Source organism: Escherichia sp. MOD1-EC5189, assembly GCF_002966045.1.
GTDB lineage: Bacteria > Pseudomonadota > Gammaproteobacteria > Enterobacterales > Enterobacteriaceae > Escherichia > Escherichia coli_F.
The window spans coordinates 131,084-144,051 of sequence record NZ_PTRX01000006.1 but is presented as its reverse complement, the minus strand read 5'-3'; the positions used below and the strand labels follow the sequence as shown (position 1 = coordinate 144,051).

Here is a 12,968-nt window from a genome sequence, read left to right as displayed (position 1 = left end):
TTATCAACGTGACGCGTTGATATTTTCATTTTTACTTATCCAACGCCATATTTTTAATCCCCAAAAAACCGAACCAAACCTGTAAATTAATCCGGTGCGAGTAGGAATTATGAGGAATGGCTATCAGTATTGTCATTTTCAGAAAATATTTATCCTGCATCGGTGAATCGGAGCAAGATCAGACTTTTGCTAAATTCGCAAAAGACTTTGCACATTTTGCTAATTTCACCGTACCGCTCTGTGACGTACTATAGTCGGCAAACGTCTCACCTTGAGGTTAAAAAATGAGCAACATCCTGATTATCAACGGTGCGAAAAAATTCGCCCACTCCAATGGTCAACTGAACGACACCCTGACCGAAGTCGCGGATGGCACGCTGCGCGACCTCGGGCATGATGTCCGCATCGTTCGCGCCGACAGCGACTACGATGTCAAAGCGGAAGTACAAAACTTTCTCTGGGCTGATGTGGTGATCTGGCAGATGCCAGGCTGGTGGATGGGCGCGCCGTGGACAGTGAAAAAATATATTGATGATGTATTCACCGAAGGTCACGGGACTCTGTATGCCAGCGATGGTCGTACCCGCAAAGATCCATCAAAAAAATACGGTTCCGGCGGCCTGGTACAGGGCAAAAAATATATGCTTTCCCTGACCTGGAACGCACCAATGGAAGCTTTCACCGAAAAAGATCAGTTCTTCCACGGGGTTGGCGTTGACGGTGTGTATCTACCATTCCATAAAGCAAACCAATTCCTTGGTATGGAACCGCTGCCGACATTTATCGCTAATGACGTGATAAAAATGCCTGATGTTCCCCGCTATACTGAAGAATATCGCAAGCATCTTGTGGAAATTTTTGGTTAACTAGAGCTCTGGCTTTAGAAGGAGTTAACCATGATTACAGTAATCGCAGAAATCCGTACTCGTCCAGGTCAACATCACCGTCAGGCAGTGTTGGATCAGTTTGCTAAAATCGTTCCAACCGTACTGAAAGAAGAAGGTTGCCACGGCTATGCGCCAATGGTGGATTGCGCTGCTGGCGTGAGTTTCCAGTCTATGGCACCGGATTCTATCGTGATGATTGAGCAGTGGGAAAGCATCGCGCACCTTGAAGCGCACCTGCAAACCCCGCACATGAAGGCGTACAGCGAAGCCGTAAAAGGCGACGTGCTGGAGATGAATATTCGTATTCTGCAACCGGGGATTTAACATTCCTGAAAAGAGGCCGGTGCTGCTACCGGTCTCAGCCCAGATTAGCCATTCTTTCTTCCCGTTTTCAGTCCTCGATGGAAATCGTTAATTCGCTTAATGGTTTTAACCGCACGCTGCGGCACTGCGGAAGCTACCGACCAGACAATCATTTCCAGACACAACAATACCGTACCATGTAGCGGCGTTTTCCCTTTTTCATCCCCGCGCGGAACATGAATCACGATACTGGCGTCTTTGCTAAAACGTGAATCCAGCGCGTTTGTCAGCAAAATAACAGGGATCCCCAGCCGCCTCGCCTCACGAAGCGTCGTCACCCCTTCCCGGTGCGCAGATTTTTGCGCCATCATGATCAGAACATCGCCACGTTGAAGCGCGATCAGTTGCTCGGCAAGGCCAATACCCGTACGGTTTAGTGCCGTGGCAGGCAAACCTATGCGGTTGAATAGTCGTGCGGTATAGTCCGCCAGAATACCCGAAGCGCCAATGCCAAAAATTGCGACTTGCCGTGCCTGCACCAACAACGCTACAGCTTGCGCAAGCGCGTGGCGGTTTTCAGGCTCTGACAGGACATTACAGGTATACAAATGCCCTTCAAGAACAAAGTCGATTGCGGTGTTAACATCGCTCGTCAAGTTACTCACCGTCGTAGACATCTTTTCGCTGGAACTAAGGGCTGGACCAAGCCACTGTTCCAGAGTGCGTTTCAGATCACGCAGCCCGGCAAACCCCAGGGCCTGTATAGCCCTGATAACTGTGGCATCGGAAGTGTTCAACGTGGCCGCAATTTCCATCGCCGTTTGCTCGAGTACCACTTCACGATGCTCATTAATGTAGCTGGCGACAGCTCTTAACCCAGGCGTTAACTGACTCGCGCGAGTGCGAAAACGCTCACCAAAAATATCAACCCGCGCTTTATCTTTCTGGATCATTTAGCCTCCGGTAGAGGTCGCCCTGCAATTTGTGATTGTATCTGCGCAGCCATCAGCCCCAGAGATGCAAAGGAGTTAGAAATTGCCTCTTCACGAGAAATCAGCACATAACGCCCGGAACGACAGGCAGTCAGAAACTGACACCATCCCGGCATGACTTTTTCCATTGCTGCCAGCTCATCCTGAGGTTTACCACCGGTGTCACCGCGCCAGGTTGCAAAAACAAAATCGGCATCCAGTTCAGGTAAACGCTCCGCGCTCACATCCATTCGCCCACCTTCAGGAATGCTCTCAATCAGCGGCGGAAAACGAAAACCAGCATCGCGTAATACCCGCCCCAGCGAATGATAGCTATGCATCACATTAATTTTTCCCTGGTTTGCCTGAATCACCGATACCGTTATTTTTTGGCTGTCCAGCGTCGCCTTCAGCGCATTGATTTGTGCCTGATAGCGGCGTTCAAGTATCGCCAGCTGCGACTGCGTTCCTGTAAGTTCTGCCAGCTTGCGATAGATTTCTGGCGCGCCCCCTTTGAGATGATCAATGCTCACCGTGGGCGCAATTTTTTCAAGTTGTTCAATGGGCGTATTACGGGTCGGTTCTGTGATGATCAGGTCAGGCTTTGCCGCCACAATCGCTTCAATATCAATATCAGCGGTACCAATAAAGGCGATCGATGAATTATCAAAGTCGACACCTGTCAATAACGCGCCAGATCGAATGAAATGGCTACCGTCAGGCCGAGTTCGCCCGTGGCTGGCGACAGGAGGTACACCGAGCTCAATCAGAGGAATAGTGATATCAAGATCGTGTAAAGAGACAATTCTCTTTGGATGAGCAGGAACAGTGACTTTGCGCCCTAAATCATCAGTAAATACCTGAACAGGTTCTGTTGCACGGGAAAAAAATGACAACAGTATCAGCAGAGAAAAAAATAAACGCATATAACTCCCGTTAAAAACTGTTCCTGCGCTGCCAGAGCAGTAGCAAAAAAAATGGTCCACCAATCAGTGAGATAATGATTCCGGCAGGCAGTTGCAAAGGCAAAAAAGCCAAACGACCAATGCTATCCGCCAGAATAACTAACAACGCCCCCGATACCGCGCTCCCCAGCAGTAATGTCGTCTGCCCGCCACGTAGAATAAAACGTGATATATGGGGTGCTATCAATCCGACAAAACCTATGTTACCAACACACGAAACGCAGACGGCTGTCAGGATTATGGGTGCGGCGACACGTAACAACGCCAGGCGAGAACTATTCACGCCTAACCCGGTTGCCACCTGATGACCAAGCAGAGCGATATCCGCCGTCCTGGCGGTGAACAGCAATAAAAGAGCGGCTGGCAACATCCAACAGGCTGAAATACCGACTAACATCCAGTTAGCTGCATGCAGGCTTCCCGATAACCACATCAATGCAGTTTGTACATCTCGAACATCTGCAGTGGTCATAAATACACCGATACCGGCGGCGAAAAACCAGGAAACACCAATACCAATCAGAACAAATCGCGGGCGGGAAATATCGCGCGCACAAAAAATCACGATTAAAGCCACCAACAGGCCACCAGCAAGACCAGCCACTGGACGCCAGAACACTCCCAGCATTGGAAACTGGAAAATCAGCCACAGCACAGCCACGCTACATCCTTCTTTAACGCCGATTAACCCAGGATCGGCAAGGCCGTTACGTGCAATGGATTGCATTGCGGCCCCTGCCATACCTAACATGGCCCCGCATAGCAATGCCATGATGACTCTCGGCAAGCGAATATCCTGCACAATATAACGTGCGTCTGTGCTTACGTTTTCTGGAGCAAACAACGCTCGTCCTACTTCCGATGCCGGAACAGAGAAAGAACCCTGCATCAGACCGAATATCAGTATTCCAACCGCAAGCAGGAACAGCCCACCAAGCAACAGCAGATTTTTAGGGCGTACCAGTGTCGAAAACTTACCAACACGTAGTGGGCGTAGCCCGACGTTCATTATCCGACTCATTTGAACATCCTCGTCGCCATAATGACAAAAACAGGCGCACCAACTAACGCCGTCATGACACCGGTCGCTAACTCATGGGGCGTGAAAAGCGTACGGGCAATAATATCTGCCAGTAATAACAAAAGTGCGCCGACACAAGCTGAAAGAGGGAGCAGAACGCGCAGATCCGCTGATACCAGACGCCGGACAATCTGCGGTACTAGCAGGCCGACAAAACCAATGGGGCCAGCAATCGATACGGCTGCGCCACAGAGCAACGCGATCGCAAGCAGGGTGAATGTTCGCGTGCGGAATACAGAGACGCCCAGCCCCTGCGCCATGCGATCGCCCAGTGCCAACATGTTAAGGGAGGGTGCAAGGTAAAGGGCTAACACAAATCCCCCCAGAGAAAACCAGGCGGACGTACCCAGCGTCGCCCAATCCTGCCCCGCTAAATCACCTGCTAGCCATGTCCGCATCGCCAGCAGTGTTTGTTCGTCAAGAATCAGGATTGCAGCCGTTATTGAGGACACGAACGCCGATAGCGCCACGCCGCATAAAGTAACTTTCATTGGCGTTAACCCTGAACGCCCTGCGGAGGAAAGCAGCAATATCAACAGGAACAATAACGCGCCCCCCGTAGATGCCAGCAGTGGGCGTCCAATCGGAAAGGCCAGTCCAAGCGCACTGGCGGCAACGACAGCAAGAGCGGCTCCGGCATTTAAGCCTAAAATATGTGGCTCCCCCAATGGGTTACGAATGACAGCCTGCAACAAAGCACCAGCAACGCCAAGAGAAGCACCGGTAAGCAATGCTGCCGCTAAACGCGGCAAACGGAGTCTTACAATTACGTTGTGATCGAAGTTTTGCGGATCAAAATGAAGAAATGCCTGCAACACCGTTTGTGGTGCAATAAATCGGGCACCAATCCCTGGATATACCACGCATCCCACCAGCAGTAAGGCGAGGAAAATTACAGTAACCAGCCCTGTGCGCATCATACTTTTTCTACACCACGAAACGGCATGAAGAACGGCTTTCCCGTCAGAGGATTTATTGATGCGTGAACATCAACGTCAAAGACCGCTTTTACCAGCTCAGGCGTGCAATGCTCCCCCTCATTCAACACACGCACCACTTTCCCCTGGCGTAAAAATATCAACGTATCGCCATAATTGACGGCAAAATTCAGATCATGCAACACCACGACGACTGTACGCCCGTGATGACGCGTTAAATCATGTAATAACTCAAGAATTTCAACCTGATAACGTAAATCAAGCCAGGTTGTGGGTTCATCCAGCAGGATATAAGGCGTCTTTTGCGCCAACACCATCGCAATCCAGCAACGCTGGCGCTGCCCACCAGAGAGTTTTTCAACAGGTAAATGTGCAAACTCCTGCGTACCCGTTAATTTCAGGGCCTCTTCTACCGCCAGCTCATCGGCGTCGCTCCATTGACGAATGAAATTCTGCCAGGGAAAACGCCCACGCGACACCAGTTCATAAACGGTTAAGCCCTCCGGCAATAATGGCGACTGCGGCAAGATCCCAAGTCTACGGGATAACGCTTTCGTTGGTTGCTCGTGAATCGCGTTGCCATCAAGCAATATCGAACCGCCCATGGGTTGCAAGATACGAGCAATGGTGCTGAGCAGCGTCGACTTTCCACAGCCGTTTGCCCCAACCAGAACGGTCATTTTTTCTGTGGGAACGGAGAAAGAAACACCATCAACAATGATTTTCTTGTGATACCCGGCAGAAACATTGTCGAGGATCAGCCCCTGCCCTTTTGCGTTATGTGCCACGTGTACGCCAACTTAATCAAAGAAAAACAAAAATAAAACTCATTCTCCTTTGAGAGTTTGACGCCACAAAATGTAGTAGTCAAGCAGTTAAAAGTCACACAAAAACAAGGTAAATAACAGGTAAAATATTTTTGCACATAAAAATAAAAACATTAAATATCAATAAATTAAAAACAATTAAATTGTATAAACCTTTCATAAAAACACATGTAGCAATTTTTTGTTATTTCTCATTTACTACTACATTACCGCGTGATTGAATGATTCTCAATTACATATCCGATGGCGAAATAACAAACGGATAGTGCTTAGTGAGCAATAAGAAACAATTTTCACTCGCGACAATCCGCGAGTTTTTGGGATAACAGACTAAATGGCTATGTTCACACCTTCATTCTCAGGACTCAAAGGTCGAGCGCTCTTTTCACTGCTCTTTGCAGCACCGATGATTCATGCAACCGACACTGTAACGACCAAAGATGGCGAAACAATCACTGTTACAGCGGATGCAAATACCGCAACTGAGGCGACCGATGGTTATCAACCTCTGAGCACCTCCACGGCGACATTAACCGATATGCCGATGCTGGATATCCCGCAGGTGGTCAATACGGTTAGCGATCAAGTTCTGGAAAATCAGAATGCGACGACGCTGGATGAGGCACTTTATAACGTCAGTAACGTGGTACAGACCAATACATTAGGCGGGACTCAGGATGCTTTTGTACGTCGTGGGTTTGGTGCTAACCGGGATGGCTCCATCATGACCAACGGCCTGCGAACTGTACTTCCTCGCAGTTTCAACGCCGCCACAGAACGTGTGGAAGTGCTAAAAGGTCCGGCCTCCACGCTGTATGGCATTCTCGATCCTGGCGGACTGATTAACGTCGTGACAAAGCGCCCGGAAAAAACATTCCATGGTACTGTCTCAGCCACTTCCTCCAGTTTTGGCGGAGGCACTGGGCAATTGGATATCACAGGTCCCATTGAAGGCACTCAGCTGGCGTATCGCCTTACCGGGGAAGTGCAGGATGAAGATTACTGGCGAAACTTCGGTAAAGAGCGCAGTACATTTATTGCTCCATCACTCACCTGGTTTGGTGATAATGCAACAGTAACCATGCTCTATTCTCATCGGGATTATAAAACGCCGTTCGATCGTGGAACGATTTTCGATCTTACGACGAAACAGCCCGTAAACGTTGATCGAAAAATACGTTTCGACGAACCGTTTAATATTACAGATGGTCAGTCCGATCTGGCGCAACTCAACGCAGAATATCATCTCAATAGCCAGTGGACAGCGCGCTTTGATTACAGCTACAGCCAGGATAAATACAGCGATAATCAGGCGCGTGTTACCGCGTATGATGCAACGACAGGAACGCTGACACGGCGTGTTGATGCAACTCAAGGATCTACCCAGCGTATGCATGCTACTCGTGCGGATCTGCAAGGGAATGTTGATGTTGCTGGATTCTATAATGAGATTCTGGGTGGGGTGTCATATGAATATTATGATCTTCTGCGCACAGATATGATTCGCTGTAAAAACGCTAAAGATTTCAATATTTACAACCCTGTTTATGGCAATACCAGCAAATGCACAACGGTCTCGGCGTCGGACAGTGATCAGACGATCAAACAGGAGAGCTACTCAGCTTATGCACAGGATGCACTCTATCTGACCGATAACTGGATTGCCGTCGCCGGGCTCCGCTATCAGTATTACACGCAGTATGCGGGTAAAGGCCGTCCTTTTAATGTCAATACTGACAGCCGCGATGAACAATGGACTCCCAAACTGGGATTGGTCTACAAACTGACGCCATCGGTATCCTTATTTGCCAATTATTCGCAAACATTTATGCCGCAATCGTCAATTGCCAGCTACATTGGCGATCTGCCACCAGAATCATCTAATGCTTACGAAGTCGGGGCAAAATTCGAGCTATTCGATGGTATCACCGCAGATATTGCGCTGTTTGATATCCATAAACGTAATGTGTTGTATACCGAAAGTGTTGGTGATGAAACCATTGCCAAAACGGCAGGCCGTGTTCGTTCAAGAGGGGTAGAAGTCGACCTTGCGGGAGCATTAACTGAAAACATTAATATCATTGCCAGCTACGGCTATACCGATGCTAAGGTTCTGGAGGATCCTGATTATGCAGGGAAACCATTGCCGAATGTTCCTCGTCATACCGGTTCGCTATTCCTGACCTATGATATTCATAACATGCCAGGCAATAATACGCTGACATTTGGCGGTGGTGGACATGGTGTAAGCCGTCGTTCGGCAACCAATGGGGCTGACTATTATCTGCCAGGCTATTTTGTTGCCGATGCCTTCGCCGCATACAAAATGAAATTGCAGTATCCGGTCACACTGCAATTAAACGTCAAAAACCTGTTTGATAAAACGTATTACACCTCTTCCATCGCCACAAATAATCTGGGCAACCAGATTGGCGATCCTCGTGAAGTGCAATTTACGGTGAAAATGGAATTTTGATCAAAAAAGCCCGGTATACACTTGTATACCGGGCTATGTTTTATTCTTCTGGCGGGAGGATTATCAGACCTCAATCTCTGCCATGTCGCCTTTCTCTTGCAACCAGTTGCGGCGATCTTCCGAGCGTTTCTTCGCCAGCAGCATGTCCATCATCGCGTCAGTACGCTGATCGTCTTCATCATCGATGGTCAACTGCACCAGACGGCGAGTATTCGGATCAAGCGTGGTTTCGCGCAATTGCATCGGGTTCATTTCCCCCAGACCTTTAAAACGCTGAACGTTCGGCTTGCCTTTCTTGCGTTTTAATTGCTCGAGCACGCCCTCTTTTTCTTCTTCTGTCAGTGCGTAATAGACCTCTTTGCCAAGGTCAATGCGGTAGAGCGGTGGCAGAGCAACGTAAACGTGACCGTGTTTCACCAACGCGCGGAAGTGTTTTACAAACAAAGCGCAAAGCAGCGTGGCAATGTGTAGACCATCGGAGTCCGCATCCGCCAGAATACAGATCTTGCCATAACGCAGTTGGCTAAGATCGTCGCTGTCAGGATCGATACCGATCGCTACCGAAATATCGTGCACTTCCTGCGAAGCAAGCACTTCATCAGAAGAGACTTCCCAGGTGTTAAGGATCTTACCTTTCAGCGGCATGATCGCCTGATATTCACGATCGCGCGCCTGCTTGGCAGAGCCGCCTGCGGAGTCACCTTCCACGAGAAACAGTTCGGTGCGGTTAAGATCCTGCGCGGTACAGTCAGCCAGTTTTCCGGGCAGTGCCGGACCGCTGGTCAGCTTTTTACGCACCACTTTTTTGGCCGCACGCATACGACGCTGGGCGCTGGAAATCGCCATTTCTGCCAACAGTTCAGCCGCCTGAACGTTCTGGTTCAGCCACAGGATGAAAGCATCTTTCACTACACCAGAAACGAATGCCGCACATTGACGCGAGGAGAGGCGCTCTTTGGTCTGCCCGGCAAACTGTGGATCCTGCATTTTTACTGACAGCACATAGGCGCAGCGATCCCAGATATCTTCCGCCGACAGCTTCACGCCGCGCGGCAGAATGTTGCGGTATTCACAGAACTCGCGCATTGCGTCCAGCAGGCCCTGACGCAAACCGTTAACGTGCGTACCGCCCTGCATCGTAGGGATCAGGTTGACGTAGCTTTCGGTCAGCAGTTCTCCACCTTCTGGCAGCCACAGTAGCGCCCAGTCCACCGCTTCAGTATCGCCAGCGAAATTACCGATAAACGGTTTTTCCGGCAGCGTCGGTAAACCGTTTACCGCTTCCGCCAGGTAATCGTTCAGACCGTCCTGATAGCACCAGCGTTGTTCGGTGTTGTTGATCTCATCTTTAAAAGTGATCTCAACGCCCGGGCACAGTACCGCTTTGGCTTTCAGCACATGCGTCAGGCGTGAAACAGAGAAGCGCGGGCTGTCAAAGAAGGCTTCATCCGGCCAGAAGTGCACGCTGGTACCGGTATTGCGTTTACCGCAAGTGCCAACAACCTGCAAATCCTGTACCTTTTCGCCATTTTCAAAGGCGATGTTATAGATCTGACCATCGCGGCGTACGTTAACTTCTACGCGCTTCGACAGGGCGTTAACCACCGAAATCCCCACGCCATGCAGGCCGCCAGAGAACTGGTAGTTTTTGTTAGAAAATTTACCACCCGCGTGCAAACGGCAAAGAATCAGTTCGACCGCCGGAACGCCTTCTTCAGGGTGAATATCCACCGGCATCCCGCGACCATCATCAATCACTTCTAACGACTGGTCAGCATGTAAAATAACGTCCACGCGTTTTGCGTGACCCGCCAGTGCTTCATCGACACTGTTATCAATGACTTCTTGCCCCAAATGGTTAGGGCGCGTGGTATCGGTATACATCCCCGGGCGGCGGCGAACCGGCTCAAGCCCGGTGAGTACCTCAATGGCATCAGCGTTATAAGTTTGCGTCATGGTTTAAGTTAGCAATTCGAGTTGATCGTCAGAGATGGTGCAGACCAAGAAAATCGACGATCGGGTTGAAATAATCTTCGAAGCCTGTGAATGCGTGGTTGCCGCCTTCTATAACAGTCTGGCGGCAGGAAGCGTAGTACGCCACCGCCTGGCGGTAATCCAGCACTTCATCTCCCGTCTGTTGCAGCAGCCAGATCAAATCCGGCGCTTCCAGCGGGTCAATCTGCATGACTTTGAGATCGTAAATATGGCGTGACTCTAGCACATATTGCTGCCCGGTGTAGGGGTTCTCGTTCTGACCGAGATAGTCCGTCAACAGTTCAAACGGGCGCACCGCTGGGTTTACCACCACGGCGGGCAGCATAAAACATTGCGACAACCAGGTGGCGTAATATCCCCCCAGTGATGAACCGACGATCCCCAGCGAATCGCCGCCATGTTCCAGGACAATGGATTCCAGCAGTTCTGCCGCATCGGAAGGGTACGGCGGTAACTGCGGAATGATCATCTCAACGTCAGGGTGATGTTCCGCCAGCCAGTTTTTCAACAAACTCGCTTTTGCAGAGCGCGGCGAACTGTTGAAACCGTGTAAATAAAGAAGCGTAGACATCAGTAGCCTTCTGAAGCGGTATCAGGTTGGAAACGTGTGTCCGCCAGGCGGTGCACCTCGGTGGTCAGGGTACCATCAGCATGTAACTCGAGCGTACGCCAGCCAGGCGCGATGGTGTCCAGCGTAAAGTTGGAACAATGCGGCTTAAACTGTACACAGGTCGATGGCGTTGCCAGCAGGCGACGACCATTCCAGTCGAGATCCAGCTCCTGATGGATATGTCCACACAGCAAGTATTTAACGTTCGGAAACTTCGCCAGCACGTTATCCAGTTCGCCCGCGTTACGCAGACTGTGTTGGTCAAGCCAGCTACAGCCCGCAGGCAACGGATGATGGTGCAGCAGCAGCAACGTATGGCGTTCTGGCGCATCAGCCAGTTTACGTTCCAGCCACTCAAGCTGAAACTCGCTCAGCTCACCGTGCGGCACGCCAAACACCTGGCTATCCAGCAACAGGATTTGCCATTGCTCACCAATAAACACCCGCTTCGCCGGGGAGATCCCCGCATCCTGTAGCGCGCTGTACATCGCAGGCTGAAAATCGTGGTTGCCCGGCAGCCAGACGCAGGGCGCACGAAAACTTGCGATGCCTTCAGCGAAATGCTGATAGGCCGCAGAGGATTGATCCTGCGCTAAATCACCGGTCGCGACAATCAGGTCGAATTCGTGCTGGTGTGGACGAATCGCCTCCAGCACCGCCTGGTAGCTTTCCCAGGTATTTACCCCCAACAGGGCTTCGTGCTTTTGCGCAAACAGGTGAGTGTCGGTAATTTGTAAAATCCTGACTCTGGCCTCACCAGCCAGAGGAAGGGTTAACAGGCTTTCCAAATGGTGTCCTTAGGTTTCACGACGCTAATAAACCGGAATCGCCATCGCTCCATGTGCTAAACAGTATCGCAACCAGTCCGCTAAAAACTGGTTAATTTGATGCTTTTCGTCGCGTTGATGCAACTTTTTATTAGGATAATCATACCGCGCTTTGAAGCGAAAAATCTGCTGACTTGAACACACTTCAGCCACCATCGCGTCATGATACAGACGCACCGTCATTGACGGAAGGCTCCAGTAACTGATCGCGGGCGCAGTCTGTTCGATTGTCACCAGGGTAGTGTATCGGGTCGATTCCACAATCGTTAGCCGATATTGTGCGTTTGCCACCTGATAGCTTACAGTTTCGCCGGGTGCGTCATTGCGCGGTAACAAACGCCGCAATTGTGAAAAGTTCATCTCGCACAGGCGCATCATTTCAGGAAAGTCAGGTGTGTAACGCTTCATTTATGCCCACTCATTTTTTAACGCTTGATGATGCAGCTGCAGCCATTGCAAAGCGATGACCGACGCTGCGTTGTCGATTTTCCCCTCTTCTACCCATTGGTATGCCTGTTCCCGGCTTACCACATGAACGCGAATATCTTCGTTTTCATCAGCCAGACCGTGAATACCGCTTGCGGTCGTGGCGTCCACTTCGCCCACCATAATTGACGAACGCTCACTGGTGCCCCCAGGGCTTGCCAGGAAACTTAACACCGGTTTGGTCCGTTTGACTATCAGTCCCGCCTCTTCAATCGCTTCGCGACGGGCGACATCTTCCACACTTTCACCCTCTTCAATCATCCCGGCCACCATCTCCAGTAGCCAGGGGGTTTCGCTGGTGTCATACGCGGCAATCCGAATCTGCTCAATCAGCACAACTTCATCGCGCACTGGGTCAAAGGGTAGCAAGACTGCGGCGTGACCGCGCTCAAAAATTTCCCGCCGTACCTCACGACTCATTTGCCCGTTGAATAGACGATGACGAAATCTATAAAGATCTAATGAAAAAAAGCCGCGATAAAGTGTTTCTCGTGCAATAATTTCAACATCGTTTTTGCCAAAAGTAACGGGCAGGTTGTCTGGCTTAAGCATTGTTAATGTCCTGGCACTAATAGTGAATTAAATGTGAATTTCAGCGACGT

General features: G+C 50.2%; 13 protein-coding genes. 3 read left to right on the top strand and 10 right to left on the bottom strand.

The window, feature by feature from the left end; genetic code table 11:
- Positions 1-284 precede the first annotated feature (284 nt).
- Both mdaB and ATB02_RS07220 read left to right on the top strand, forming a co-directional pair.
- On the top strand, positions 285-866 hold the full coding sequence (gene mdaB / locus ATB02_RS07225; RefSeq protein ID WP_000065430.1) for an NADPH:quinone oxidoreductase MdaB: 582 nt from the start codon (positions 285-287) through the stop codon (positions 864-866).
- A gap of 30 nt (positions 867-896) precedes the next feature.
- A complete protein-coding gene (locus tag ATB02_RS07220; RefSeq protein ID WP_000633737.1) occupies positions 897-1,211 on the top strand; it encodes a putative quinol monooxygenase in 315 nt (104 codons plus the stop codon).
- A gap of 44 nt (positions 1,212-1,255) precedes the next feature.
- Here the strand turns inward: ATB02_RS07220 and ATB02_RS07215 are convergent, their stop codons facing one another.
- Genes ATB02_RS07215 through ATB02_RS07195 form a run of 5 tightly spaced genes read right to left on the bottom strand, consistent with a single transcriptional unit; the run spans position 1,256 to position 5,933 of the window.
- On the bottom strand, positions 1,256-2,143 hold the full coding sequence (locus ATB02_RS07215; RefSeq protein ID WP_032185141.1) for a MurR/RpiR family transcriptional regulator: 888 nt from the start codon (positions 2,141-2,143) through the stop codon (positions 1,256-1,258).
- Positions 2,140-3,087, bottom strand: a complete 948-nt coding sequence (locus ATB02_RS07210; protein ID WP_001296418.1) for an iron-siderophore ABC transporter substrate-binding protein — start codon at positions 3,085-3,087, stop codon at positions 2,140-2,142. Before ATB02_RS07210 ends, ATB02_RS07215 begins: the two co-directional genes overlap by 4 nt.
- 10 nt (positions 3,088-3,097) lie before the next feature.
- Positions 3,098-4,135 (bottom strand): FecCD family ABC transporter permease, encoded by a 1,038-nt coding sequence (locus ATB02_RS07205; RefSeq protein WP_122997243.1) that lies wholly within the window; start codon positions 4,133-4,135, stop codon positions 3,098-3,100.
- 8 nt (positions 4,136-4,143) lie between these two features.
- Entirely contained in the window at positions 4,144-5,127 is a 984-nt protein-coding gene (locus tag ATB02_RS07200; protein WP_088541759.1) for a FecCD family ABC transporter permease, read from the bottom strand.
- On the bottom strand, positions 5,124-5,933 hold the full coding sequence (locus tag ATB02_RS07195) for an ABC transporter ATP-binding protein (protein WP_088541760.1): 810 nt from the start codon (positions 5,931-5,933) through the stop codon (positions 5,124-5,126). The genes ATB02_RS07200 and ATB02_RS07195 overlap by 4 nt, the downstream gene beginning before the upstream one ends.
- A 373-nt stretch (positions 5,934-6,306) precedes the next feature.
- Between ATB02_RS07195 and ATB02_RS07190 the strand changes: the two genes are divergently transcribed.
- The gene (locus tag ATB02_RS07190) at positions 6,307-8,448 is read left to right on the top strand and encodes a TonB-dependent siderophore receptor (protein ID WP_105271308.1); all 2,142 of its coding nucleotides are present in this window, start codon (positions 6,307-6,309) and stop codon (positions 8,446-8,448) included.
- A gap of 63 nt (positions 8,449-8,511) precedes the next feature.
- Here the strand turns inward: ATB02_RS07190 and parE are convergent, their stop codons facing one another.
- From parE to nudF, 5 genes are read right to left on the bottom strand one after another with little or no spacing between them, the layout of a single operon-like run.
- On the bottom strand, positions 8,512-10,404 hold the full coding sequence (gene parE, locus ATB02_RS07185; protein WP_000195269.1) for a DNA topoisomerase IV subunit B: 1,893 nt from the start codon (positions 10,402-10,404) through the stop codon (positions 8,512-8,514).
- A 28-nt stretch (positions 10,405-10,432) separates the two neighbouring features.
- Complete coding sequence (gene yqiA / locus ATB02_RS07180) at positions 10,433-11,014, bottom strand: esterase YqiA (RefSeq protein WP_000105733.1); 582 nt, start codon at positions 11,012-11,014, stop codon at positions 10,433-10,435.
- Positions 11,014-11,841, bottom strand: coding sequence for a 3',5'-cyclic-AMP phosphodiesterase (gene cpdA, locus ATB02_RS07175; protein ID WP_000444741.1), 828 nt, complete (start codon positions 11,839-11,841; stop codon positions 11,014-11,016). The genes yqiA and cpdA overlap by 1 nt, the downstream gene beginning before the upstream one ends.
- 24 nt (positions 11,842-11,865) lie before the next feature.
- Positions 11,866-12,288, bottom strand: coding sequence for a DUF1249 family protein (locus ATB02_RS07170; RefSeq protein ID WP_000833393.1), 423 nt, complete (start codon positions 12,286-12,288; stop codon positions 11,866-11,868).
- The gene (gene nudF / locus ATB02_RS07165; RefSeq protein ID WP_000917127.1) at positions 12,289-12,918 is read right to left on the bottom strand and encodes an ADP-ribose diphosphatase; all 630 of its coding nucleotides are present in this window, start codon (positions 12,916-12,918) and stop codon (positions 12,289-12,291) included.
- Positions 12,919-12,968 lie beyond the last annotated feature (50 nt).

Bases quoted from the DNA above. Each gene is read 5' to 3' on its own strand.
- ATB02_RS07170 (WP_000833393.1), bottom strand. From the start codon at position 12,288: ATGAAGCGTTACACACCTGACTTTCCTGAAATGATGCGCCTGTGCGAG.
- ATB02_RS07215 (WP_032185141.1), bottom strand. From the start codon at position 2,143: ATGATCCAGAAAGATAAAGCGCGGGTTGATATTTTTGGTGAGCGTTTT.
- ATB02_RS07190 (WP_105271308.1), top strand. From the start codon at position 6,307: ATGGCTATGTTCACACCTTCATTCTCAGGACTCAAAGGTCGAGCGCTC.
- ATB02_RS07220 (WP_000633737.1), top strand. From the start codon at position 897: ATGATTACAGTAATCGCAGAAATCCGTACTCGTCCAGGTCAACATCAC.
- mdaB (WP_000065430.1), top strand. From the start codon at position 285: ATGAGCAACATCCTGATTATCAACGGTGCGAAAAAATTCGCCCACTCC.
- ATB02_RS07205 (WP_122997243.1), bottom strand. From the start codon at position 4,135: ATGAACGTCGGGCTACGCCCACTACGTGTTGGTAAGTTTTCGACACTG.
- nudF (WP_000917127.1), bottom strand. From the start codon at position 12,918: ATGCTTAAGCCAGACAACCTGCCCGTTACTTTTGGCAAAAACGATGTT.
- parE (WP_000195269.1), bottom strand. From the start codon at position 10,404: ATGACGCAAACTTATAACGCTGATGCCATTGAGGTACTCACCGGGCTT.
- ATB02_RS07210 (WP_001296418.1), bottom strand. From the start codon at position 3,087: ATGCGTTTATTTTTTTCTCTGCTGATACTGTTGTCATTTTTTTCCCGT.
- yqiA (WP_000105733.1), bottom strand. From the start codon at position 11,014: ATGTCTACGCTTCTTTATTTACACGGTTTCAACAGTTCGCCGCGCTCT.
- ATB02_RS07200 (WP_088541759.1), bottom strand. From the start codon at position 5,127: ATGATGCGCACAGGGCTGGTTACTGTAATTTTCCTCGCCTTACTGCTG.